24 protein-coding genes are annotated in these 25,912 nt (G+C 33.3%); 11 read left to right on the plus strand and 13 right to left on the minus strand.

All coding sequences use genetic code 11. The features are described from left to right. Nucleotides 1–57: 57 nt before the first annotated feature. The 6 genes from BFJ87_RS02105 to BFJ87_RS02130 all read left to right on the plus strand — a co-directional run bounded on the left by BFJ87_RS02105 (nucleotide 58) and on the right by BFJ87_RS02130 (nucleotide 4,869). Entirely contained in the window at nucleotides 58–942 is an 885-nt protein-coding gene (locus BFJ87_RS02105; protein WP_077399207.1) for a nucleotidyltransferase family protein, read from the plus strand. Further along, nucleotides 930–1,997, plus strand: coding sequence for a phosphotransferase enzyme family protein (locus tag BFJ87_RS02110; protein ID WP_245799570.1), 1,068 nt, complete (start codon nucleotides 930–932; stop codon nucleotides 1,995–1,997). The genes BFJ87_RS02105 and BFJ87_RS02110 overlap by 13 nt, the downstream gene beginning before the upstream one ends. 63 nt (nucleotides 1,998–2,060) lie before the next feature. Beyond that, on the plus strand, nucleotides 2,061–2,516 hold the full coding sequence (locus tag BFJ87_RS02115) for a tRNA (cytidine(34)-2'-O)-methyltransferase (protein WP_077399209.1): 456 nt from the start codon (nucleotides 2,061–2,063) through the stop codon (nucleotides 2,514–2,516). A 108-nt stretch (nucleotides 2,517–2,624) separates the two neighbouring features. Then, entirely contained in the window at nucleotides 2,625–3,617 is a 993-nt protein-coding gene (lpxD, locus tag BFJ87_RS02120; RefSeq protein ID WP_077399212.1) for a UDP-3-O-(3-hydroxymyristoyl)glucosamine N-acyltransferase, read from the plus strand. A gap of 5 nt (nucleotides 3,618–3,622) precedes the next feature. Next, on the plus strand, nucleotides 3,623–3,961 hold the full coding sequence (locus tag BFJ87_RS02125) for an avidin-fold protein (RefSeq protein ID WP_077399215.1): 339 nt from the start codon (nucleotides 3,623–3,625) through the stop codon (nucleotides 3,959–3,961). 125 nt (nucleotides 3,962–4,086) lie between these two features. Next, nucleotides 4,087–4,869: a DUF3050 domain-containing protein gene (locus BFJ87_RS02130; RefSeq protein WP_077399288.1), complete on the plus strand. Its 783-nt coding sequence runs from the start codon at nucleotides 4,087–4,089 to the stop codon at nucleotides 4,867–4,869. A gap of 3 nt (nucleotides 4,870–4,872) precedes the next feature. Here BFJ87_RS02130 and BFJ87_RS02135 read toward each other — a convergent pair whose 3' ends face one another. Continuing rightward, on the minus strand, nucleotides 4,873–5,763 hold the full coding sequence (locus BFJ87_RS02135; protein WP_077399218.1) for a DMT family transporter: 891 nt from the start codon (nucleotides 5,761–5,763) through the stop codon (nucleotides 4,873–4,875). Between the two features lie 199 nt (nucleotides 5,764–5,962). On the opposite strand from BFJ87_RS02135, the gene BFJ87_RS02140 reads away from it, so the two are divergent. Next, nucleotides 5,963–6,595 (plus strand): hypothetical protein, encoded by a 633-nt coding sequence (locus BFJ87_RS02140; protein WP_077399221.1) that lies wholly within the window; start codon nucleotides 5,963–5,965, stop codon nucleotides 6,593–6,595. Nucleotide 6,596: 1 nt separating this feature from the next. Here BFJ87_RS02140 and BFJ87_RS02145 read toward each other — a convergent pair whose 3' ends face one another. The 3 genes from BFJ87_RS02145 to BFJ87_RS02155 all read right to left on the minus strand — a co-directional run bounded on the left by BFJ87_RS02145 (nucleotide 6,597) and on the right by BFJ87_RS02155 (nucleotide 11,667). Next, nucleotides 6,597–8,282 carry a helix-turn-helix domain-containing protein gene (locus tag BFJ87_RS02145; RefSeq protein ID WP_077399224.1) on the minus strand — a complete coding sequence of 562 codons (1,686 nt, stop codon included), beginning with the start codon at nucleotides 8,280–8,282 and terminating at the stop codon, nucleotides 6,597–6,599. A gap of 115 nt (nucleotides 8,283–8,397) precedes the next feature. Continuing rightward, nucleotides 8,398–9,477 carry a TPM domain-containing protein gene (locus BFJ87_RS02150; RefSeq protein ID WP_077399227.1) on the minus strand — a complete coding sequence of 360 codons (1,080 nt, stop codon included), beginning with the start codon at nucleotides 9,475–9,477 and terminating at the stop codon, nucleotides 8,398–8,400. 6 nt (nucleotides 9,478–9,483) lie between these two features. After that, nucleotides 9,484–11,667, minus strand: coding sequence for an acylase (locus tag BFJ87_RS02155; protein ID WP_077399230.1), 2,184 nt, complete (start codon nucleotides 11,665–11,667; stop codon nucleotides 9,484–9,486). Nucleotides 11,668–11,825: 158 nt separating this feature from the next. Between BFJ87_RS02155 and BFJ87_RS02160 the strand changes: the two genes are divergently transcribed. Further along, nucleotides 11,826–13,565, plus strand: a complete 1,740-nt coding sequence (locus BFJ87_RS02160) for an ABC transporter ATP-binding protein (protein WP_077399233.1) — start codon at nucleotides 11,826–11,828, stop codon at nucleotides 13,563–13,565. A gap of 81 nt (nucleotides 13,566–13,646) precedes the next feature. On the opposite strand, the gene BFJ87_RS02165 is transcribed toward BFJ87_RS02160, so the two are convergent. From BFJ87_RS02165 to trmB, 7 genes are all read right to left on the minus strand, one after another. After that, the gene (locus tag BFJ87_RS02165; RefSeq protein ID WP_013620458.1) at nucleotides 13,647–13,976 is read right to left on the minus strand and encodes a 2Fe-2S iron-sulfur cluster-binding family protein; all 330 of its coding nucleotides are present in this window, start codon (nucleotides 13,974–13,976) and stop codon (nucleotides 13,647–13,649) included. Beyond that, a complete protein-coding gene (locus tag BFJ87_RS02170) occupies nucleotides 13,976–15,034 on the minus strand; it encodes an NAD(P)/FAD-dependent oxidoreductase (RefSeq protein ID WP_077399236.1) in 1,059 nt (352 codons plus the stop codon). Before BFJ87_RS02170 ends, BFJ87_RS02165 begins: the two co-directional genes overlap by 1 nt. A 76-nt stretch (nucleotides 15,035–15,110) precedes the next feature. Then, a complete protein-coding gene (locus BFJ87_RS02175; RefSeq protein ID WP_077399239.1) occupies nucleotides 15,111–15,350 on the minus strand; it encodes a NifU family protein in 240 nt (79 codons plus the stop codon). A gap of 2 nt (nucleotides 15,351–15,352) precedes the next feature. Next, a complete protein-coding gene (locus tag BFJ87_RS02180) occupies nucleotides 15,353–16,495 on the minus strand; it encodes an Mrp/NBP35 family ATP-binding protein (RefSeq protein WP_077399242.1) in 1,143 nt (380 codons plus the stop codon). A 158-nt stretch (nucleotides 16,496–16,653) separates the two neighbouring features. Then, entirely contained in the window at nucleotides 16,654–16,989 is a 336-nt protein-coding gene (locus BFJ87_RS02185; RefSeq protein ID WP_077399245.1) for an MGMT family protein, read from the minus strand. A gap of 2 nt (nucleotides 16,990–16,991) precedes the next feature. Continuing rightward, on the minus strand, nucleotides 16,992–17,624 hold the full coding sequence (locus tag BFJ87_RS02190) for a LysE family transporter (RefSeq protein WP_077399248.1): 633 nt from the start codon (nucleotides 17,622–17,624) through the stop codon (nucleotides 16,992–16,994). A gap of 3 nt (nucleotides 17,625–17,627) precedes the next feature. Next, a complete protein-coding gene (trmB, locus tag BFJ87_RS02195; RefSeq protein WP_077399251.1) occupies nucleotides 17,628–18,299 on the minus strand; it encodes a tRNA (guanosine(46)-N7)-methyltransferase TrmB in 672 nt (223 codons plus the stop codon). Nucleotides 18,300–18,369: 70 nt separating this feature from the next. Between trmB and BFJ87_RS02200 the strand changes: the two genes are divergently transcribed. Beyond that, the gene (locus BFJ87_RS02200; RefSeq protein WP_077399254.1) at nucleotides 18,370–19,473 is read left to right on the plus strand and encodes a glycosyltransferase family protein; all 1,104 of its coding nucleotides are present in this window, start codon (nucleotides 18,370–18,372) and stop codon (nucleotides 19,471–19,473) included. On the opposite strand, the gene BFJ87_RS02205 is transcribed toward BFJ87_RS02200, so the two are convergent. After that, nucleotides 19,398–20,453: a sensor histidine kinase gene (locus BFJ87_RS02205; protein ID WP_077399257.1), complete on the minus strand. Its 1,056-nt coding sequence runs from the start codon at nucleotides 20,451–20,453 to the stop codon at nucleotides 19,398–19,400. The two genes, BFJ87_RS02200 and BFJ87_RS02205, sit on opposite strands and share 76 nt — an antisense overlap. Further along, on the minus strand, nucleotides 20,453–21,142 hold the full coding sequence (locus BFJ87_RS02210) for a response regulator transcription factor (protein ID WP_077399260.1): 690 nt from the start codon (nucleotides 21,140–21,142) through the stop codon (nucleotides 20,453–20,455). Before BFJ87_RS02210 ends, BFJ87_RS02205 begins: the two co-directional genes overlap by 1 nt. A gap of 179 nt (nucleotides 21,143–21,321) precedes the next feature. Between BFJ87_RS02210 and BFJ87_RS02215 the strand changes: the two genes are divergently transcribed. Together BFJ87_RS02215 and BFJ87_RS02220 are read left to right on the plus strand one after the other, a co-directional pair. Continuing rightward, a complete protein-coding gene (locus BFJ87_RS02215) occupies nucleotides 21,322–24,147 on the plus strand; it encodes a TonB-dependent receptor (protein ID WP_077399262.1) in 2,826 nt (941 codons plus the stop codon). A 93-nt stretch (nucleotides 24,148–24,240) separates the two neighbouring features. Then, nucleotides 24,241–25,912 (plus strand): hypothetical protein (locus BFJ87_RS02220; protein WP_216352834.1); only part of this gene is annotated, 1,672 nt, incomplete at its 3' end.

The raw sequence follows: 25,912 nt of genomic DNA on the forward strand, positions 1-25,912 counted from the left end.
AAAAATACTACCAAGGACCACACTACAAAACCTTATTTTTGCTACAAAACTTAAAAAATGACACTCCTTTTAATGGCTGCAGGCAATGGTAGCAGATATGGTAAACTAAAACAATTTGTTGCCCTAGGACCAAAAGCTGAATTTTTAATGGAATTTAGCATTTTTGACGCTATTAAGTATGGCTTTACCCATATAGTTGCTGTCACTAAAAAAGATAAAGTAAATTTTTTACAAGAGTACCTGGTTAAACGGCTACCAACCGGAATAAAACTAGATGTTTTAGCTCAGGAAATTTCTGATGTTCCAAAAGGTACAAGTTACACAACAGAACGCATAAAACCTTGGGGAACTGCACACGCTGTTTGGACCGCCAGAAATGTAATTAATGGAGCGTTTGCTGTATTAAATGCCGATGATTTTTATGGCAGCTTAGCTTTTAAAAATGCAGCCAAAATTATGCAAGCTAGTACCAAATATAAATTTGGGCTTATATCTTACACACTAAAAGATACCTTATCTACAAATGGATCTGTATCTAGAGGTGTATGTAATATTAAAAATGGTGTTTTAACCAATGTTGCAGAACACCTAAAATTAGAAAAGCAAGGCAAAAAAATAGTAGACACCAACACAGGAATTGAGTTTACAGGAAACGAAGAAGTCAGTATGAATTTTTGGGTTTGTGATGCTTCAATATTTACTACAATAGAAGAGGATTTTAAACTGTTTTTACAGGACGAGGAAAAAATTAAATCTAGCGAGGTTTTTTTACCCTCTGTTTTACAAAAAATGATTAATAAACAAAACGTAGAGATTACTGTACTAAATTCTGAAAGCAACTGGTTTGGTATTACCTATGCAGAAGATAGAGATATTGCAGTATTTAAACTAGCAGAAATGACAAACACAGGAGAATATCCTCTTAATTTATGGAACTTATAAAAAATACTATGCCTACAGAACCTGCTAAAATATTAAGTCACTTTAATGTTCCCAAAAATAGTTACACTTTTAAAGCAATTACTAACGGATTAATTAATGACACTTACTTGGTTATAGTAACCAACAAACCTGCGTATGTTTTGCAACGTATTAACAATAATGTATTTAAAAATATAGCTGGTGTTATGCAAAATATAGAACAAACACTACCGTTACTAAATAGTGATTTGTATAGTAGCATACACGTAATAAAAACTAAAAAAAATACTAGCTACCACAAAGAACAAGGATTTTGGAGAGTGCTTTCATATATTAATAATAGCACTACTTATAATACCAGTACTGATAAAAATATTGCTTTTGAAGCAGGGAAAATCATTAGCGAATTTCACGCTCTTTTAAGCCCTATAAACGCAACAACATACCAAGATACCATACCAGATTTTCATAATTTAATATACAGAAATAATCAGTTTTTTGATGCGCTAGAAAAAGCTAAAAAAGAACGTACAACTGCCGCAAAAGATGCTATAGAATTTGCTGAAGAGTTGTTACCAGATTTGCTAGATTTTTGCTTTACAGAATTACCAATTAGAGTTTGCCATAATGACACAAAACTTAACAACATTTTATTTTCTAAAAACACCAACAAAGCACTTTGTTTAATAGACTTAGACACTTTAATGAAAGGTTATTTTTATTACGATTTTGGAGATGCAGTACGTACTATTGCCAATACAGCTCCCGAGGATGAAAAAGACCTATCTAAAATTACATTTAACAAAGAACTTTTTAGCTCTTTTGTAGATGGGTTAAGTACCAATAAAAATCTATTAAGTAAAGATGAAATTGCATCTTTACCCCTTGGCGCAGTATTTATGCCTTTTATACACGGCTTACGTGCACTTACAGATTATTTACAGAATGATGCTTACTACAAGGTTGCTTATCCTAATCAGAATTTAGATAGGTGTGTTAGTCTTTTTAACTTCTCTAAAAAAGCATTAGACAATGTAGATTATATGAATGCTATTCTAAAGAAAAAATTTAGCTAATAAAAGCAAATCTTTTTATTTTAAAAATTCAATGCGTTTCTTTGCTTAAACGCAAAATTATTTATGAGCTTTAACATTGTACTTTTTGAACCAGAAATACCAAACAATACAGGCAATATTGGAAGATTAAGTTTAGCCTCGGGTTCTACATTGCACTTGGTTAAGCCTTTTGGTTTTGAGTTAAATGATAAAAGGGTTAAACGTGCTGGTTTAGATTACTGGCAGCATTTAGATTTAAAAATTTACGATAGCATAGCTCATTTTTTTGAAATTCATTCTGATAAAAAATTCGCGTTTTTATCTGCTAAAGCAAAAAAAAACTATTATGAAATTGATTATGAAGACAATATGTTTTTTGTGTTTGGCAAAGAGTCTGTTGGCCTGCCTAAATCTGTAGTAGAAAACCACAAAAATAGCCTTTACAAAATCCCCCTTTTTAGCGAACACATAAGAAGCCTAAACTTAGCAAATGCTGTTAGCATTGTTATCTACGATGCAATAAAATCTAAAAACCTGTAGTTTTTATAACAAAAACAGTCAAAATATAAACTTTAATTACTTTTTATAAGTACTTTTAAAGCTGTCCATAATAAATAACCTTAACCAATAATACCTTATAAATTAAGAATGAAATCATTTACAGCACAAGAAATTAGCACACTTTTAGGTGGAGAATTAGTAGGTAACACTACACACAAAATAGAAGGCGCAGAACAAATAGAAAAAGCCACAGAAAAGCAAATTACATTTATAGGCAGTGTAAAATATGTACGCCTATGGAAAAACTCTAATGCCAGTGTAGCTATTGTAAATGATAATTTAAAAATTGAACCAAGAGAAAACACAGCTCTTATAAAAGTAAAAAATGCAGATATTTCTTTAGCTAAACTTTTAGAAGCTTTTGATCCTGGAAAACCTGTTTTTGACGTAGACATACACCCAACCGCTGTTGTAGATAGCACAGCAACAGTTGGGGCAGGAACAAAAATTGGTGCTGGCTGCTATGTAGGTAAAAATGTTGTTTTAGGAGAAGGCGTTGTTTTATACCCAAATGTTACTATTTTAGATGATTCTACCGTAGGCAACCAAACGGTAATGTGGTCTGGAACTGTTGTTAGAGAACGTAGCGAAATTGGAGCTCGTTGCACTTTTCATATTAATGTTAGTATTGGTGCAGATGGGTTTGGGTACAGACCTAGTGATGATGGTAGAGGTTTGGTTAAAATACCACAAATTGGTAATGTTGTTATTGGTAACGATGTTGAAATTGGAGCCAACTCTTGTGTAGACCGTGGTAAATTTAGTTCTACAATTGTGGGTGATGGTTGTAAAATAGATAATTTAGTACAAATTGCTCACAATTGTGTTATGGGAAGGTCTTGTATTATGGCAGGCCATAGTGGTTTAGCTGGCTCAGTAACATTAGGAGACGGCGTTATTATAGGTGGTAGTGCATCTATAAAAGACCATACTACTATTGGTGATGGTGCTATTGTTGGCGCAGGATCTGGTGTTATGGGTAATATTGCCCCAGGAAAAACTGTTTTAGGCTATCCTGCTCAAGATTCTAGAGATATGCTAAAACAATGGGTGGTCATGAAAAAACTTAGTAGAAATTAGAAGTAATGATAAACTATAACGGTAAAATATTTAGACCGACTAATAGTTCTAAAAATTCTGAAACATCTAATGACACCGTTTTTACATATAAACAAAACGGCGCTATTTTAACTGCTCACTATGCAGGTGGTAACATAAAAAAAGGACACTTAATTGGCTTGGTTGATGCTAATGGTGTTATAGAAATGAGATACCACCAAGTAAATACCAACAACCAGTTAATGACCGGAAAATGTACGTCTAAACCAGAAATTTTGCCAAATGGAAAAATTAGATTGCATGAAAAATGGCAATGGACCTCTGGAGACAAATCTACAGGAAACTCTATTCTAGATGAAGAATAGCGTTTTTTTGTTTAAAAATTCATCTAAAATAACACCTATGTATTAATTTTGCAGCGCAAAACCAATACCATTGTTTTTGCGCATGCAAAGTACAGTATCAATTGTTAGATATAATTTTAGAAAGAATGAACAGAATTGAGCACATAGAAAATGAAATTTCTGAATTAAGACAAGCGCTTCAAAACCACAAGCTTTATGCAAGTTTAAAAGACGTAAACGACATTAAAGTTTTTATGGAAAACCACGTTTATGCGGTTTGGGACTTTATGTCGCTCTTAAAAGCGCTTCAAAAACATTTAACCTGCACAGATACTCCTTGGGTGCCCGCTAGTAATCCAACATTGGCACGGTTTATTAACGAAATTGTACACGGCGAAGAAAGTGACATTAATGAACTTGGCGAGCCTAAAAGTCATTTTACAATGTACTTAGATGCAATGCATCAAATAGGAGCAAACACAAATTCTATTGAAAATTTTATCAATCTTATACTTCAAAAAGAAACTGTTTCTTCGGCGTTAGAAAAAGCAAAATTAGATAAAAATGTAGCCAATTTTGTTAAGTATACTTTTAAAATAATTGAAACAAATAAACCACATTTAATAGCTTCGGCATTTACGTTTGGAAGAGAAGATCTTATACCAGATATGTTTGTAGAAATTCTTAAAAATGCCGATGCAGAAAACAAGCACTATAATAAACTTACATATTACTTAGAAAGACACATTGAGTTAGATGGTGATGAGCATGGACCACTATCTTTACAAATGATTTCTGAGTTATGTGGTAATGATGACACCAAGTGGCAAGAAACCTTAATGGTAGCCAAAGAAGCACTACAACAGCGCATTAATTTATGGGATGCTATTAGCAACCTAATTAATAAAAATGCTCTAGCAGTAGTATAACTACTAAGATAATTTTCTTTTTAAAACTCTTTTTTTAGCAAATATACTTTTTTGGTAAAAGGTAATGCGTATACCAAATAGCAATACCAAACCACCCACTACCATTTGCGTAGAAATAGCCTCATCTAAAAACAACCAAGCTAAAAAAGAAGCCAATATAGCCTGTCCTAGTAAACTAACCGACACTCTGGTTGCGCGCATATGCTTAGTTGCATAGCTAATTAGCAACCAAGCTAAAAGCTGACACACTAAACCTTGTATGATTAACACCAACCAACCAGCGTTAGAAAAACCTGTAAAAGGTTCATTTATTATATAACTTAAAACGCCTAAAAAAAACGTAGACGCAACCAAGCTTGTGGTCATAAAGGTAAGTACATTTATTTTGTTTAAAATATCTTTACTAAGCAACATATATACAGCGTACAACATACCAGATAGTATTGCAAAACAAAAGGCCAAATTAAAATCTAACGCAACAAATGTTTTAAAACCAACCAACATTACCATACCTATAATTGCAATTACGGTACCAAACCAAAAATTATTAGTAGGCTTATCTTTTAAAAAGAAAAAAGCCCCTACACCAACCCAAACCGGAGATAAATTGGTTAAAAGTGTAGCTTGTGTAGCTGTAGACTCTTGTATAGCTATATTCCAAACAGCAACATCTAAACCAAAAATAACGCCGCATAACATTGCTAAGTAAAATGGTTTTTTAGCTGTAATCTTAAACTGCTTGGTTAATAAAACATATGGTACAATACACACTGTAGCAACTGCCATTCTATAAAAGGCAGAAATAACACCTGGTGTTAAGTTTAACTTAACCAAAATAGGAAATATAGAGATGCATAAAACACCTAAAGCTAGAGCAACTTTTGCCTTTTTCATACGCCATAAATTAGCTGGCTAATTTAAAATAAAAAGAACTTTAAAAAATATTTTATTTAAGAATAATAGTCTTAGTGTTTAGTTTTTATAACGAATTGCAGTTTATCTAAAAAAAGCTCTTAACTGTTAATTTAACAACAAAAAATTATGACGTGGCAAGGTATTTGTTATCTTTATATTTAAATTTTAAAGTAGTTTAATGCGATTTTCTTTACTCACATTATTAGTCATTCTATTTTTTGCCGCACCACTTGTGGCACAAGAAACGACTGTGATACCTTTAAAAATTGAAGCAAAAAAAGAAGTAAAAACAGCTCCGCCTGTTACTATCATAATTCCAGAGCCTAAAAAGCAAACCAACAATACTAATTTTTTAGATTCTGTAATGAAACCTAGAATAGATATGTCTCCTGATAACAGACTTGTTAAACCAGGGCGTGATGTTAAATTAAATCCGCGTTTAGGTTTTGAAGAAAAAAAAGATTCTAAATCTTTTCACGGAGACCAGTATTTAGGTGATGTAAAAACTACTGGGAAATTTGTTGGTATTGTTTGTAGAGATCACGAATATGTAGATGGTGACCGCGTAAAAATTTATGCAGATGGCAAAGTAATAGAGCATAATTTAATGCTTGGCGGCGCTTTTAAAGGAGTAAATCATACGCTAAAAAAAGGTTTTAACCGTATAGATTTTGAAGCATTAAACCAAGGTACATCTGGGCCAAATACTGCACAAGTAAACATTTATGATGAAAATGGTAAAGTGATATCTTCTAAAAAATGGTTGCTTTCTACAGGGTCTAAAGCTACTATTATTGTAATACAAGAGTAAGTTACTCTCTACCAATAAAAGCTAGTGCCAGCTTAATATCGTTATAATCTACTTTTTTATTTAAGGCTTCAAAAATAGCTTTTAAACTTACAGGCTCTCCTTTTTTCTGCTTGCTTTTAGCCTTTTCTACATCTTTAATTATTTGTTCTTTAGGCTGATAAAAACTAAAATCTTCTTCAGGATAATCTTTACATAATTTAATTAAATGTCCCGCTATAGTTCCACTAGATAGCCCTCTTTGATCTGCAATTTCTTCAATACTTAATTTCTTTCTAAAATAATCTAAAGTAACATCGTAAGTAGAATCTTTTTTAATTTTTTTATCTATAATTTTTTTAGCGTGCTTTTCTATAGCTTTTATATTGGTTAAACCACCACAATTAACTACAAACTTAATAGCATCTTCTTCCAAATCATCTAGCTTGTATGTCTTGTCTGCTTCATTAGATAGTTCTAAAAATCTTTTATCTGCCTTAAAAGCTAAACCATCTACTTGCAAAGCCATTTCATTAAAACCTAATAGCTTTAAGTTTTCTATATTCTTTAAACGAGATAAGGCAACATAACCCTGACCTTTTTCAAAAGTTTTAGATAAGTCTATAAGCGCACCATCTAGCGTCATACCCTGACATTTATGTACCGTTATTGCCCAGGCCAAACGCAATGGTATTTGGTCTAAACTAGCTAAAACTTTACCCGTTTCATCTTGTACACCCCAATTCTCCTGCTTTACAGAAATTCGTTTTCCTTGGGCTGTTTTTACAACAGGAAATCCATCATCATTAAAACTAACAATAGTACCTAAAGTACCATTTACATAACCTTGTTCTTGGTTGTTGCGTACAAACATAACCTTGGTATGTATTTTTAGCTCTAATTCTTCTTTAGCTAAGACTGATTTTTTTAACGTTTCTACCAGTTTTTTGTTTCCTTTAGTGGTAGCTTTAAATCTTTTAACCTTACCTTTTAATTGTTGTAAATGCTCGTTATTAATCTGATCTACATCATAATTGTGTGTAAACAATTTGGTTGGCTCATCATCCTTACTAAACGTATTTTGTTCTGCTTTTTTTAATTCTTCAATACTTTTTTTAGATATTTTTCCTATTCTAATTTCATTTAAAATAGTATTTAAAACATCTTCATTTGCTTGCCTATATTGTTCTGTTAAATAACAAACATTAAATTTAGCAGCAACCCAAACGGCAGACATAAACGCAAATTTATCTTTACTTTTTTCATTTTGATTGCCAATTGGTGGTAACTGAAAAAAATCGCCACAGACTACAACTTGTATTCCTCCAAAGGGCTCATCATTCTCTTTAAAAAATTGCAAAACAGTATCTACCATATCTAACTGTTTTTTATGCAGCATAGATATTTCATCAATAATTAAAATTTTTGCATTTTCTAAATGTTCTTTCAGGTACTTTTTCTCCTTCATAGCATTTAGATTGGCTCTGGTAAGTTGTTCTTTTATACCAAAACCAGCCCAAGAATGTATGGTCATCCCATTCATATGCGTAGCCGCAATACCTGTAGATGCTGTTATAGCAACTGGTATTCTACGCTTTTTTAAATAGGTAATGTACTGGTTTAAAACATATGTTTTACCTGTACCTGCAGAACCTGTTAAAAATACATTTTTACCAGATTTTAATAATGCTAGTGCTTTTTGTTGTTGCAATGGTTTATGTGTTATGCAGAATAACCTTGATATTATTCCAATTTACAATATCATTATAAATTTTAAGATATAAAAATAAGACACCTATTTACTTCTAGTTATGTGTGATGTAAAATTACCAACTTCCGCTTGCTCCACCTCCACCAGAACTTCCTCCTCCGCCAGAAAAACTGCTAGAACTACTACTAGAGCCACTACTGCTGTAACTACTGTATGAACTTGAAAAACCTCCGCTTCCTCCATTTCCAGAACCAATACTTTTTATAGCTTTTACAACAGAATCATAATCACTTTTAAACAATGAAAAAGATAACTTAGTTTTATTTTTTACAACAAGATTTATAATTGTAATTACTGTTAAGGTAGTAATAAATGACACTATTGAAACACAAAAAATTAAGGTAAAATTAGTTTCTATGAATGGTTCAACCTGATAACCATATTTTTTAAAACAGGCCAAAATAATAATTGCCAACAATACAACACCAAAACAAAAATATACTGTATATACTAGTATGTTTATTGTAAAAAAGATAAGTCCAACCCTTTCCGTAAAAAACTTTTTAAAAATTTTAAGCCCCTTTTTTCCTGAAATATAAATAACAAAACAACCTGTAATCAAAAAAAAGAAACCAAAGGTGAGTAGTAATATATTTGCAATTCTTTCTTGCTTACGATCTCTCTCTTTTATGAGTTCTTTAAACTTCTTTAGAGCTTCAGGGTTTTTAATAAAGTTTATCAATTGGTCTGTAGCTTTGTTTATACCTGTAAAATATGCGCCTTCTTTAAACTCAGGAATCATAGTATCTTCTATAATTCGCTTTGCTACTATGTCTGTAATATACGGTTCTAATCCGTAGCCAACTTCAATTCTAACCTCTCTATCTAAATTAGAAAACAGAATTAAAATACCATTATCTTCCTTTGCTTGCCCTAACTTGTTTTGATTAAATGTTTTGTTTGCAAAATCTTCTATGCTTTGCCCATTAAGAGAGTTAATAGTTAGCACCACCAGCTGCGTTGTTGTTTCTGTTTCAAAATTTGTCAATTTATTACGCAAAGCTTGTGCTGCTTCTCTCTCAAATATACCAGCATTATCAGTTACTATATCTTTAATTACAGGATACTGATAATCTTGCGCAGCACCAACAACTGTAAAACATAGAAGAACTAAAAAAGCTATTTTTTTAATCATACTCAATTACTTTACTTCTCCAGGATGGTATGTTTTTTCTGCTTGTTTTAAAACATCATCCTTATAAAAAGCTACGGTTTTAAATTGCATATTTATATATGAATCAGTTTGGTCGTTAAAATGTGGCGAAGCAGGATCTCCACTTTGTCCGCCAGCCAAAATTGTCTTTGCTTTTACTTTTTCTCCAAACTCAACCGCAGCAACAAAACTATTGCCACGAGTACCATATATTTTTTTGGTATTGTTGGTATAGCTAACACCATAGGCTGCTAAAGCTCCCCAACGACCCGATGCAAAACCAACTGCAACACTTGGCTTATCATCATTAAACGCTTGTTTTATGTCGCCATTTAAACGTTGGTACCTATTTACCTCTCCCCACGGAATATTCCACGTTCCAAAGTCGGACTCTAACTTTTTTATTACCGCTCTAAAGATTGATAAACGCTCAGACATTTGCGACTCAGATCCAAAGTAAGTCATTGCCTCCATATCACTCATTTTATGTGGTCGTTTTCCGTTTCTACCATACAGGGTGCCATAATAATGTGCTAATGTCATTGCTACAGATTCTTTTGAGGTTTTAAAATCCCAGTTGCGTAGCTCCGCTATTGGCAAACTTAAAAGTTTAGTTCTGTCTGTTTTGTCATACGCTTCAATTAAACCCGGAATTAAAGCTTTAAAAGCAGGTAAATATGGGTCGTGTGCTAATTTTATAAGACTATCTAATGTGTTCTCTTTTCTGTCTTTTAATAAACTTATTGCGTGTACTCCTCTAAAGTTTTCTTGATCTTTAGACATATATTTAGGGTAGTTTTCTCTTTTTGGACTATTGTCTAATGCTGCAGTATAAGGCGTAGAATTACAGTTTTGCAACCATCCGTTTTTAGGATTTAAAAGCAATATATTTTCATCTACAGTGTGCAATCCTTTCCAATCTGTTTGCGGATTACTACCATCTACTGGCTTAGTATAATCAAAAACAGTGTCGCGTACTGGCACAAAATTGCCGTGAAAATAAGCTATATTACCACCAGCATCTGCATATACAGTATTGTTAGATGAGTTGGTGCGTATATTCATCATTTCTCTAAAACCCTTGTATCCGTTTTGCTTTGTTCTTATATAAGATTGTTCTAATGCTTTTACAGGTTCCCACATCATAGCAGAGGCTGTCCATTTTCCGTCTGCTTTATGTGTAATTGGTCCGTGATGTGTTCTGTACGTTTTAAACGTTTTTTGCTTGATAGACTCACCAGATTTGTACTTTAAGGTAACCGAATCTTCAACAACATCTCTAAGTTCTTCTCCGTACTGGTATTTTAAATCGCCATTAAGATTTACAATAGTTTCATTAAACTCATCCATAACATCTGTGTATGTAGATGTGTGCATCCAACCGGTTTTTTCATTAAACCCTTGGTACACAAAAAACTGCCCCCAAGTAACTGCTCCGTATGCATTTAAACCTTCCTCACTAACGACGTGAACTTCTCCTCTAAAGAAAAATGAGGTATGCGGATTAATTAAAAGCATTGCATTACCAGACTGTGTTAAGCTACCAGATATTGCTATTCCGTTAGATCCTTGCGGTTCTAACTCTTCTTTTTCTTCTTCAATTTTTAATTCTGTTGCTTCAGGAATTTCCATATCACCCTCATAAAATGCTTTTATTTTACGTGTAGAAATTCGTTCTATATCTCCACCAATAGAGCCTTCACTAAAATACATTGGCATCCAAGGCTCAAACTTTGTCAACAACCTAGGTGTAACCTCTGGGTGCGTGTGTAAATAATAATTTATACCATCTGCAAATGCATTACACAACTCCTTTAACCATTCTGGACTCTTATTGTAGTTTGCAATTGCCTCTTCTTCTGTCATAAATAATTTAGCTCGCAGATCACTATACAAAGCTTCTTCTCCGTCTACCTCTGCCAACCTACCAGTTGCCCAAATATAATTTTGTTCTACTCGGTTAAAATCGTCCTCACATTGCGCATACAATAAGCCAAAAACAGCATTAGCATCTGTTTTACCATAAATATGTGGCACTCCAAATGTATCTCTAATTATAGTAATATTGTCTGCATGAGCTTGCCAACGTTCTACAATTTCGTTTTGTTTGGTTGCTTGTTTACAACCGACTAATAAGCTTAAAAACACTAGGGTATAAATACTAATTTTCATCTAAAAGAACTATTAAAATGGTTTGTGTGAAAATAATAGACTTCTGTTTTAAAAACTAATTTTAAAGGTTTTTTTAGGTTGATAACCTTATTAACAAAGCAGATAACTAAAATTAAGACAGATTTAAATTACCTTGCAGATAAATTGAAAATAGAAAGATGGCTGAGAAAAAAGTAAGCATTTTAACCGCATTTAAAACTATAATTTGGCCTAGACGAAAACTTGTTTTTATTGGTCTTTTGTTAATTGTAATAAGCAAAGCAGCAAGTTTTGTTGCGCCAATATCTCTTAAGTATTTAATGGATGATATTGTGCCTAATAAGGATATTGTTTTCTTAAAAGTTTTAGTTGCATTAGTAATTGCAGCTTTTTTAGTGCAAGCAATAACATCATTTTTACTTACCAAAGTATTAAGTATACAGGCACAGTATTTAATATCTGAGTTACGAGCTCAAGTACAGAAAAAAGTATTGTCTTTACCTATTAGTTTTTTTGACAATAACAAGTCTGGCGGTTTGGTTTCTAGAATAATGAGTGATGTAGAAGGCGTACGCAACCTAATTGGTACAGGCTTGGTACAATTAGTTGGTGGTACAATTACCGCAGTAGTATCTGTTGTTTTACTGGTGCAAATTAGTTTAACAATGACTTTAATGGCGTTTGCACCCTTAATTTTATTTGCCTTTATCTCTATAAAAGCATTTAAAATTATACGCCCTGTTTTTAGAGAAAGAGGAAAAATAAATGCCGAAGTAAAAGGTAGGTTAACAGAAACTTTAAGCGGAGTTAGAGTTATTAAAGGTTTTAACGCCGAAGAACAAGAAAATAAAATTTTTGAAAAAGGCGTTGCCAAATTATATAAAAATGTAAAAAAGAGCTTAACGGCAACTGCTGTAATGACAAGTTCTTCTACTTTTTTACTAGGACTTGCCACAACTGGTATTATGATGGGTTACGGCGGTTATTTATTAATTACGGGAGACTTAACAACAGGTGAATATTTTCAGTTTACATTTTTACTTGCACTTATGGTTGCACCAATTGTACAGATGAGTAATGTTGGTAGTCAGCTTACAGAAGCTTTAGCTGGTTTAGACCGTACAGAAGAACTTATGAATATGACCGCAGAAGCAGATGAAAAAGACCGTACAATTGTTTTAAATGATATTAAGGGTGATGTTGCATTTAACAATGTATCTTTTGCGTATGAAGAAGATAAAGAGGTAATTACCAACGTAAGCTTTACTGTAAACTCTGGTAAAGTGGTTGCTTTGGTTGGCAGTTCTGGATCTGGAAAATCTACCATTGCTGGTTTAGCCGCTAGTTTTTTAAATCCGGATAGTGGTACAATTACTATTGATGGTAGCGACTTATCTAAAATAGACTTAAACAGTTTTAGACAACATTTAGGCGTTGTTTTACAAGACGACTTTTTATTTGAAGGTACCATACGTAACAATATACTTTTTCCTAGGCCAAATGCTACAGAAGAAGAACTTTTAAACGCCGTTGAAGCTGCCTACGTAAATGAATTTACAGATAGATTTGATGATGGTTTAGAAACTTTAATTGGAGAACGAGGTGTTAAATTATCTGGCGGACAACGCCAACGTATTGCTATTGCAAGAGCTATTTTGGCCAATCCTAAAATATTAATTTTAGACGAAGCCACATCTAATTTAGATACAGAGAGTGAAGCTTTAATACAAAAAAGCTTAGCTACTTTAACCAAAGGCAGAACAACATTTGTTATTGCACATAGACTAAGTACTATACGCAAGGCAGACCAGATTTTAGTAATAGAAAATGGCGAAATTGCAGAAAGCGGCACTCACGATGAACTTATTGCTAAAGAAGGACGTTACTTTAACTTGTTTACTTACCAGGCAAGAATATAATAACGAGGAATATTACAACTAAAAAGCTCAAATTCTATAATAAAGAATTTGAGCTTTTTTGTATATTTAGTTAAATTGATTTTAACTCTCTGGAGCCAACTCAACTTCTAAGCCATCTAAGTCTGGTGTCATATGTATTTGACAACCCAATCTACTGTTATCTTCTACATTAAAAGCTTCTGCCAACATAGCATCTTCATCATCAGACATTTCTGGTAGCTCATGATCCGACTTAACATAACACTGACAAGAAGCACACATAGCCATACCGCCACAAATACCAATTGTACCCTCTGGAGCAAGCTCGTAAGAACGTACAACTTCCATTAAATTCATATTCATATCAGTAGGTGCATCTACTTCATGTAAAACACCTTCTCTGTCTGTTATTTTTAATTTAATATCACTCATTATTCTATTGCTTTTACAACTGCTTTTGGCGCTTCTTTTTTAGTACCATCAAAACCAGATACACCACCAACGGTAGTATATTTCATAACATATTTTTTATCTGGATATATTTTTTGGTAGGCACTCTGACACATTAATGTAGCTTCATGAAAACCACATAATATTAATTTTAATTTTCCTGGGTATGTATTTACGTCTCCAATAGCATAAATACCAGGTATGTTTGTTTGGTAATCTAACGCATTATTTACTTTTATGGCATTTTTCTCTATTTCTAATCCCCAATCTGCAATTGGACCTAGTTTAGGAGACAAACCAAATAAGGCAATAAAATTATCTACCTCTAAAACAATGTTTTCCTCTTCTCCAGTTTTTTTAATTTCTACTGCAGTAAGTGTATCACCACCTTTTAAACCAACAATTTCTGCCGGAGTAATAAGGTTAATTTTACCCGCATTTTTAAGTTGTTGCACTTTTTCAACTGAGTCTAAAGCACCTCTAAACTCATTTCTTCTATGTACCAAAGTAACCTCAGCAGCTACATCAGCTAAAAAAATACTCCAATCTAAAGCAGAATCTCCTCCGCCAGCAATTACCACTTTTTTATTTCTGTATACTTCTGGGTCTTTTATCATATAAGCAACACCATTGTCTTCAAACTTAGATAAGTTTTCTAACAAGGGTTTACGAGGCTCAAAACTACCCAAACCACCTGCTATTGCAACAATTGGCGCGTGGTGCTTTGTTCCTTTATTTGTTGTAACTATAAAAGAACCGTCTTCTTGTTTTTCTATAGTTTCTGCACGTTCACCCAAGGTAAAACCTGGTTGAAACGCTTTTATTTGCTCCATTAAGTTATCTACCAAATCGCCAGCTAACACTTCAGGAAAACCAGGAATATCATAAATTGGTTTTTTTGGATAAATCTCAGAACATTGTCCGCCTGCTTGTGGCAAGGCATCTATTAAATGGCATTTTAACTGTAATAATCCGGCTTCAAAAACAGCAAATAATCCTGTTGGACCAGCACCTATAATTAGTATATCTGTTTTAATCATGTAAAAGTATTCTTAAAAAGTAAATGTAAAATTACAGAAGTAATTATGCTTATAATATGACAATTATCAGCACAGATTAGCCTACGTTAATTACTTCCTCAATCTGTGGCACATACTTTTTTATTGTCATTTCCACACCACTTTTAAGGGTCATTTGGTTTACACTACAACCCACACAAGCACCTTCTAACTTTACTTTTACAGAAGTATCATTATCTATTGAAATTAGAGAAATATCACCACCATCACTCTGTAAAAATGGACGAATTTCTGCCAATGCTTTTTCTACGTTAGTTCTTACCTCTTCTGTTGTCATTTTTATTGCTTATTAACAGGCGAGCAACCCGCCATAGTTGTTATTTTAATTGCCTCTGTTGGTGGCAAATCTGTATTTCTGCTTACCACTTGCTGTACTACATTTTTAGTAAGAGCCTCAAAAGCAACCTCTATTGGTGTGTTTTCTTGCATTGCTGCAGGTCTACCAACATCACCAGCCTCTCTAATACTTTGTACTAACGGAATTTCTCCTAGAAAAGGCACTTTTAAATCTTCAGATAAGTGTTTTGCTCCTTCTTTACCAAAAATATAATATTTATTTTCTGGTAATTCTTCTGGAGTAAAATACGCCATATTTTCTACAACACCTAAAACTGGGACATTAATAGAATCTTGCTGAAACATAGCAACACCTTTACGTGCATCTGCTAAAGCAATTTCTTGCGGTGTGCTTACTACAACAGCACCAGTAACTGGCATTGCCTGCATAATACTTAAGTGTATATCTCCTGTTCCTGGAGGTAAATCTATTAACATAAAATCTATTTCTCCCCAATGTGCGTCAAAAATCATTTGGTTTAATGCTTTAGATGCCATTGGTCCTCTCCAAATTACAGCTTGGTTAGGTTGTGTAAAAAAGCCAATAGATAGTAATTTAACTCCGTAACTTTCTACTGGTTTCATTTTAGACTTGCCGTCTATATTTACTGCTAGTGGTTTTTCTTGTGCCACATCAAACATAATTGGCATAGATGGCCCGTAAATATCTGCATCTAACAAACCAACTTTAAAGCCCATTTTAGCCAAACTTACGGCCAAGTTAGCTGTTACTGTAGATTTACCTACACCTCCTTTACCAGAGGCAACAGCTATAATATTTTTAATACCTGGTAGTGGTTTTCCTTTTATTTCGTTAGTTTTTGGCTTTGCAGCTTCTGCATCTACCTTTATATTTATTTTTATTTTAGCTTTTTCATACACTTCTGCATGTATAGCTTTTAAAATTTCTACTTCGGTTTTTTTACGTGCTTGTAAACTAGGATTGTTTATAGTTACATCTACAACTACCTCATCACCAAAAACCATAACATTGGTTACAGCCCCGCTTTCAACCATATTTTTACCTTCACCAGGAACTGTTATCTTTTCTAATGCCTTTAAGACATCTTGTTTATTTAGCTTCATCTATAGTACTTTCTTTTTCAGCTTTTTACTTAAACTGATTCTAAACTACAAAGATAGTGTATAGGGCTGAGATTAAGAAGCAGCAGAATTGAAATATAACATACTTTTATAAGTTTAAAATATATTATTTTGATAGCATATAGATTTTAACGCTAAGGCTACTCTAGTTCTTTTATAGGATCCCAAAAATAGTCTTCTAGGTTTTGTATTTGACTGTCTATGACCACAACACCTTCATTCTCCAAAAGTTGTTGCATTAAATTAGTCCCGTCAAAATGATGCTTACCTGTGAGCAAGCCTTTACGGTTTACAACTCTGTGGGCTGGTATTTCATCTTTTAAGTGAGACGCATTCATTGCCCAACCTACCATACGCGCACTACGTGCAGCTCCTAAATATTTAGCTATTGCACCATAAGAGGTTACTTTGCCATATGGTATTTGTTTTGCTACCGCATATACTCTTTCAAAAAAATTCTGATTATCTGTAGCCATTTTTAATGATTATATACTCTTATTAAAGTTATAATAAAAAGTAACAGCATTAAAGCACTTATAATGTAGTTAGAGTTTTTAGAAAACCCGTTAGATTTTTTCTCTAACTTGTTAAAATAAACAGTGTACAAATACAATACGGCAAAAGTACCACAGCCTGCTGCAAGTATAAACACCATAATATCCCAAACCTGAAATTTAATCCAGCCCGATGCCTTCCACATTGCATTCATACCACTGTAATAGGGTATTGTAAGAAGGTTTATTGCTGCTAAAAAAACACCTTTAAAAAAACTATTACGCTTGCTAATTTTAGGCTTGGCCTTCTTTTTAGGTTTAATCCACTCTTTTGCCATAGCAAAAAAATAAATGCCTAATAAGGCAAATACTCCTAAAGCTACTTTTAGCAGTACACCAACAAAAGCTGGATTATTGTGCAAAAATTTAGATATTATTACCGCTATATATGCTTGTAAAATTACCGTTATAGCTACGCCAATACTAAATATTATACCATTTAACTTTCCTTTTTCTACACTAATTTTTGCAGCATTCATATTTAACAACCCAGGAGGTACAGTAGCCATAAAGGCCCCAGAAAATGTTGCAAAAAAAAGTATAAGTAAGTGTGTCATTGGTTAATTGACTCTAAATTTTATATAAGTGATTGGTTTTCCTTTCTCAAGATACTGATTTTCATAGAAAGTCTGAATTTCTAACACCTCTTTTGGACTTCCTTCATTTTTATACACATCATGATTTGCGTAAAGTACCTCTAAACCTTTACCGTGTAATAAACCAAGTGTGTAACCGTGCATAAACTCGCTATCGGTTTTTAAATTAACCACACCATCTGGTTTTAATATTTGCCTATACTTGGCTAAAAAAGCCTCGTTAGTTAACCTGTGCTTGGTACGTTTGTATTTTATTTGAGGATCTGGAAAAGTAATCCAAATTTCAGAAACCTCACCTTCTGCAAACAACTTATCTATTAACTCTATTTGAGTTCTAATAAAACCAACGTTAGGCATATTTTCTTCAGTAGCTGTTTTTGCTCCTCTCCAAAAGCGTGCTCCTTTAATATCTACTCCTATAAAATTTTTGTTAGGACTTTGCTTTGCTAAACCAACGGTATACTCTCCTTTACCACAACCTAACTCTAATATAATTGGATTATCGTTCTTAAAAAAAGTATTCCACTTCCCCTTTAATGCAAATGTTGCATCTACTATTTCTTCTCTGGTTGGCTGAATTACGTTATCAAACGTTTCGTTTTCTTTAAACCTTTTTAGCTTGTTTTTACTTCCCACAACATAAATTTAATGATTTGGCAAAGCTAAGGAAATCTATTTATGTTTTTATAGTAGTTTCTTTATAGGTATGAATAAAAGCAAACGCATATTGGTTGCCCCATTAAATTGGGGCTTGGGGCACGCCACTAGGTGTATACCTATTATTAATGCCTTATTAACTGAAGGTTTTACACCTGTTATTGCATCTGATGGCGATGCACTTAACCTTTTAAAGAAAGAATTTCCTGGCTTAGAGTTTCACGAATTGCCATCGTACAAAATAAAATATGCCAAAAACGGAAAAAACTTTAAAATAAAATTGCTTTGGGATTCTCCTAAAATGCTTAAAGCAATACAAAAAGAGAAAAAACAAACAAAAAAACTAGTAAAAGAGTTTCATATTGATGGTATTATATCGGACAACCGTTTGGGTGTTTGCTACAAAAAAGTACCTAGTGTTTTTATTACACACCAATTAAATGTGCTAACTGGTAACACTACTTGGATGACAACTAAATTGCACCAGAATATTATTAAAAAGTTTGATGAATGTTGGGTGCCAGACACTAAAAAACAACCAAACCTATCGGGCAAACTAGGACATTTAAAAAACTCTAAGCTTAAAATTAAATACTTAGGACCTTTAAGCAGGTTTACAAAAACTGATGCTCCTAAAAAGTACGATTTAATGGTGCTTTTATCTGGTCCGGAACCCCAACGCTCTATGCTTGAAGAAAAAATATTTGATGAACTAATTGGTTATAATGATGATGTATTGTTTGTAAAAGGCATTATAGAGGAAGAACAAAAAATATCATCATTAAGAGGCAACATAGTTGTTTATAATTATATGAGCTCTAAAGCTTTAGAACGCGCTATAAACGAAAGCAAATTAGTACTTTGCAGATCTGGCTACACAACTTTAATGGACTTAGCAAAACTAGAAAAAAAGGCATTTTTTATACCAACACCTGGCCAATTTGAACAAGAATATTTAGCTAAACGCTTACACAAAAAAGAGATAGCACCTACTTGCCAACAAGATGACTTTACACTAGAATTATTAAAAAAAGTGAAAGATTACAAAGGGTTAACTAAATTTAAAAGTACCGTAGATTACTCTTCATTATTTGAAGTTTTTTCTAAAGTAAAAGAAAACTCAGATCCAACATCTACTACACTTTCTACATAAATTTTTTCGTTATGTGCTTCTATAATGTGTTTTACTATAGATAACCCTAGTCCAGAGCCACCAACCTCTCTGTTTCTACTTTTTTCTACACGGTAAAAACGCTCAAAAAGTCTAGATAGGTGTTCTTTAGATATACCCTCACCATTATCAGTAACGCGCACAATTACTTTATTTTTAATTAGGTTCTCTACACTAACCTCTGTAGTACCGTTAGTATGACCATATTTTATAGAGTTTACTAATAAATTAGACACTACTTGCTGCATGCGCTCCTTATCTGCCCTAACCATTATAGGCTCTTTATACTCCATATCAAAAGTTAATGTAATTTGCTTTTTAGCGGCACGCATCTCTAGCAAATCAAAAACATTTTGTATAAGTTCTACAATATCAAAATCTTCAAACTCCATTGATAAACCACCAGCCTCCAGCTTGGTAATCATATCTAAATCTTTAACAATGTAAATTAAACGCTCTACACCTTTATTAGCACGCTCTAAGTACTTTTCGCGCACTTTTTTATCATCCATAGCACCATCTAACAAGGTTAAAATATAGCCTTGCACAGTAAATAATGGTGTTTTTAACTCATGGGAAACGTTTCCTAAAAAATCTTTTCGGTATTCTTCTCTAATTTTAAGTGTATCTATCTCTATTTTTTTGCCTTTTGCAAATTTTTCAATTTCCTCTGTTAGAGTTTTAATGTCTGTAGTTATAGGAGCAGATGAAAACGAAGTAGATTCTAACAAAGAAACGTCATCATATATTTTTTTAATTCGTCTGTATATAAAACGCTCTACTCTATGTTGTATAATTAAGAAAGATATACCAAAACTAGAAAGAGCAAAACATAACAAAAACAGCCACCTTACAGCAGCTGTATAATACATATACAATCCTAACAACAGTGTTAGTGTGGTTACAATAAAAAATGATGACCGGAATGCGAATTTATATGACTTTTTTAGTCTTTTTGCCATTATAAAACAAACTTATAACCAACACCTTTAACAGTTTTAAAGTGGTCGTCTCCTATTTTTTCTCTTAACTTTCTAATGTGTACATCTATAGTTCTTCCGCCAACAACAACTTCGTTACCCCAAACTTTATCTAAAATAACTTCTCTTTTGTACACTTTATTTGGTTTAGAAGTAAGTAATGCTAAAAGCTCAAACTCTTTTCTTGGCAACACTATTTCTTCTCCATTATTAATAACTTTGTATTCTTCTCTATTAATAACAATGTTACCAACTTTAACAATATCTTCTTGCTCTGCAGTATTTTCTTCTTTTAATCTTCTTAATAAAGCTTTAACCTTACTCACCAATACTTTTGGTTTTATTGGTTTTGTGATATAATCGTCTGCACCAGCATCAAACCCAGCTACCTGAGAATAATCTTCTCCTCTAGCCGTTAAAAAGGTAATAATAGTGTTTTGCAAACCAGGAGTACTGCGTATAATCTCACACGCTTCAATACCATCCATTTCTGGCATCATTACATCTAAAATAATTAAGTGAGGATGTTTTTTCTTTGCTTTAGCAACGGCCTCAACCCCATTCTTTGCTGTAAAAACCTCATATCCTTCTGATGAAAGATTATAGCTTACAATTTCTAAAATGTCTGGTTCGTCGTCTACTAAAAGTATCTTAATATCCTTCTTTTTCATTTTTATATTTTATTGATTGGTTCGCCAAAAGTAAAGATAATACTTATACTTCAAAGCTGCTTAACATTCATTTAATATCATAACATTTAAATAACAATTAAGAATTAAATTGTTAACACACAGGTAACATCACGTTCACAGGTTGACACGTTCTTTGCGCCAACTATTAAACGAAATTAATGAGACTTTTATTATTGACTTTTTGCCTTGTAACTTGCTTAGTATCAAAGGCACAAGAAACAGGAAGCATTGTTGGGAAACTAACAGACAAAGAAATGAATAATGATCCGTTAGCCTTTGCTAACGTACTAATTAAAGGAACAACTAAAGGAACTACAACAGATTTTGATGGTTTATATGAGATTGCAAATTTAGAGCCAGGCACTTATACTGTACAGTTTAGTTATGTAGGTTATGAGACCATAGAAATACCTAATGTAGCGGTTACAGCTGGTAAGGTAACAACAATAAATGTACCAATGTCTGCCAATGAAGGTATGATGTTAGATGAAATTGTTATTACTACGGTAACAAGAAAAGATTCTGAAACAGCCCTATTATTAGACCAAAAGAAAGCTGTAGAGATGAAAACGGCAATTGGCGCACAAGAATTAGCACGTAAAGGTGTTAGTGATGTTGCTACTGCTGTTACTAAAACCACTGGTATTTCTAAGCAAGAAGGATCTGGTAGCGTTTTTGTTCGTGGTTTAGGAGATCGTTATAACGTTACAACTATGAACGGCTTACCATTACCATCTAACAACCCATCTAGAAAAAACATTGATTTAGATATTTTCTCTACGGATATTGTTGAGTATATTGGTATAGATAAAACGTACAATGCTAAAAACTACGGTGACTTTGCAGGAGCAAATATTGATATATCCTCAAAAAACTATAAAGGATCTGGCTTTTTACAATTAGGAGTTGGCACCGGTGTTAACACTGAAGCAATTGGCGAAGGTGATTTTTATTTAAACGATGGTCCTGATGTATATGGTTTTTATACAAATGATTATCCGGATTTTCCATTAAACAATTATAATTATACAACTAGTTGGGACAGAGAAACTGCACCAACACCTATAGTTACTAGCTTATCTTTATCTGGAGGAGATTCATACACACTAGGGGAACAAAGTAAGTTGAGCTTTTTTGCTGTTGGTACTTTTGATAACGACTACAAATATAAAGAAGGTGTTGCAAGAGGTAGTACATCTCCTAGTGGCTTAATTGCTAAAGATTTTGACTATACTAGTTACGAGTATAGCACAAACTCTACGTTAATGGCAAACTTAGGTTATACAATAGGTAGATCATCAATTAAATACAACTCTTTATACGTTAATACATCTACTCAAAAACAACAAGAGTATAATGGTGTAATTAATGTTTTTGACTATGCTCCAGAAGGTGGCGGATTAATACAAAGAGGTACCTTTGAAAGAACTTCTCTTTTTGTAAATCAATTATTAGGAGACCATAAAATTGGAGAGCAATTAGAAGTAAACTGGGGTGCATCTTACAACACACTTACAAGTAGTATTCCTAATAGAAAACAAACCACCTTATCTCCAGATGATTGGGATGAACCAAACGGACCAAAGTCTTTCCGTAGGTCTATAAGTAATTCTGACAACCACAGATTTTATCAAGATTTAACTGAAGATGAATTAGCTGCTAATTTATCTGCAACTTTTAAATTTAAGAAAAATGAAGATGATTTATATGACGGTAAATTAACTGTTGGTTATAGCGGAAGGTTTAAAGAAGTTGATTTTGAAGCTACTCAATTTAACTTTAATATAAATACAAGAAATAATGATGGATCTATAATACCACAACCTATAATTACAGATCCTTATAATTTAGACGCATACTTTACACAAGAAAATTTAAACGCAGGCCTATTTACATTAAGTACCTTTAGAGGTAACGCTAACAATCCTATTGCTTTACAACCGCAAACCTATAACGGTAACCAGGATATACACGCTGCTTACACTAATTTAGAATATGCTTTTAACCCTAAATTTACATTAATTGCAGGTTTACGCGTAGAGCAAATTAACCAAAGTATAGATTGGAGTACATCTATAGACCCTGCCGGGGATTCTAATGAATTTGAGAAAACAGAATTTTTACCTGCTTTATCTTTAAAATATGAGCTAAACGATAAGCAAAACTTAAAGTTTGCAGCTAGTAAAACCTATACTTTACCTCAGTTTAAAGAGAGAGCTTTATTCTTATTTGAAGACGTTACTACCACATATACTGGTAACCCAAGCTTATATGCTTCTACAGATTATAACTTTGACTTAAAATGGGAGTTATTCCCTAACTCAAGTGAAATTATTTCATTAGGTGTTTTTGGTAAATACATAGAAAATCCAATTAATGAAATTACAATTAACTCTGCGTCTAACGTAATTAGTTATGTAAACTCTGGTGACTGGGCAAAAGCATACGGCGTAGAATTAGAAGTAAGAAAAGACCTTTTTGCAACAGAAAAGGACACTGAAGATAGCGTATTAAAAACTGTATTATCTGCAGGATTCAACGCATCTTATATGAGCACAAATCAAGAACTAAATCCTGAAAAGATAATTGAAGAAACAACTGCAGCTGGATTCCCGTTAAGTGTAAACTTCTCTAATGAAGAAGATGGTTTAACTGGAGCATCTGATTTGCTATTAAACGGAGACATTAGCTTTTCTAAAGATTATAGCAAAAACAAAAATATTACTACAACTTTGGCATACAACTATTTTTCAGATAGAATATATGCATTAGGGGTACAAGGCAAAGGAAACCTAGTTGATAAAGGTTTTGGTTCCTTAGATTTTATTGCAAAAGCACAGTTAAACGAAAACATTAGAATTGGACTTTCTGCAAAAAATATATTAAACCCTACAGTAGAAAGATTTCAAGACGAACAAGATGTTACAGTACTATCTTACAAAAGAGGTGCCAACGTAAAACTTTCTTTGTCATATAACTTTTAATTAATAGTATAGTTACACTTATATAAAACTGAGTTAACAACTGGTTAACAACCAAAGTCTTAATTCGCATTAAATTATTAAACAAACGGAAAAATGAAAAAAACTTTCTTGAAATTTATGATGATCGCTTCAGTTCTTGGAACTGTAATGGTGTCATGTAGTAGTGATGACGACTCTGGCGACAAAAATACTTGCTCTGATGGCATACAAAACGGAGATGAAACAGGAGTTGACTGTGGAGGATCTTCTTGTCAGCCATGTGCTTCTAATGCACTAGAAGGAGAAATTACAGATGAATTAACTTTAGATGCCTCTGTAGAATACGAATTAAAAGGTAAATTAGAAATATTAGATGGTGGTAAATTAACAATACCTGCAGGTACTGTAATTAAAGCTACTGGAGGTACAGCATCATATATAGCTGTTGCTCAAGGAGGTCAAATATTTGTAAATGGTACAGCTAGTGATCCAGTTGTTATGACTTCTGGTGAGGCTTCTCCTGCTGCTGGTAACTGGGGTGGTTTAGTTGTGTGTGGTAAAGCGCCAACAAACAAAGGTACTGCTGTTACTTCTGAAGTTGCAGATTTAACTTACGGTGGTTCTGTTACTGACGATAACTCTGGTGTTATTAGATACTTACGAATAGAATATACAGGTGCTACTTTTACAAATGATAAAGAATTTAACGGTTTATCCTTATTTGGTGTTGGTTCTGGTACTACTGTAGAATATGTTCAGTCTTACAACGGTGGTGATGACGGTATAGAGTTCTTTGGTGGTACTGTTACTGGTAAATACTTAGTATCTACTAACTCTGGTGATGATGGTATTGACTTTGCTGACGGTTGGAACGGTAATGGAGATTTCTGGTACATATCTGGTGCTGCTTTTGCTGGTATAGAAGGTTCTAACCTTGCAGAAGAACCTGCTGGTGTAGATCCTGTAACTACAACTACCTTAAGTAATATTACTGTTGCTGGTCCTGTAACAGAGGGTGCACTTTATTACAAAGAAGGTGGAGGTAACTTTACAATTGACAATTTTTACGCGGCTGGCGTTGATTTAGGTGTTAAAGTAAAAGATTCTGATACTCCTGCAGCTACAAGATTAGAAGCAGATGCATTAAAAATTACAAATATGCAGTTTGCAAGTGTAGCTGATGGTTTTGAAAAAACAGATTACACTGGTGCTAACCAATCTTTTATATCTGAAGGTATTGCAACTGGTGCTGGTAATGGTGCAGCTGCTCCGGACTGGGCTGCTGGTTGGACAAGAGGTTTAGATAACAGTGGTGTTACAGAATCTAACTTAGAAGGTACAATTACTTCTGCTGTTTCTCTACAAGCAGATGTAAAATATTTACTTACTAGTAAATTAGAAGTATTAGATGGTGGTGAGTTAACAATACCAGCTGGTACTATTATTGAAGCTACAGGACAAACTAGCTCTTACATAGCTGTTGCACAAGGTGGTAAAATATTTATAAATGGTACTGCTACTGATCCTGTTGTTATGACTTCTGGTGAGGCTTCACCTGCTCCTGGTGACTGGGGTGGTTTAGTTGTGTGTGGTAAAGCACCAACAAACAAGGGTACTGCTGTTACTTCTGAAGTTGCAGATTTAACTTATGGTGGTACGGTTGCAGATGATAATTCTGGTTCTATAACATACTTACGTTTAGAGTATACTGGTGCTACTTTTACAAACTCTAAAGAGTTTAACGGTTTATCATTATTTGGTGTTGGTTCTGAAACTACTGTAGAGT

The sequence above is a fragment of the Cellulophaga omnivescoria genome (assembly GCF_001999725.1).
GTDB lineage: Bacteria > Bacteroidota > Bacteroidia > Flavobacteriales > Flavobacteriaceae > Cellulophaga > Cellulophaga omnivescoria.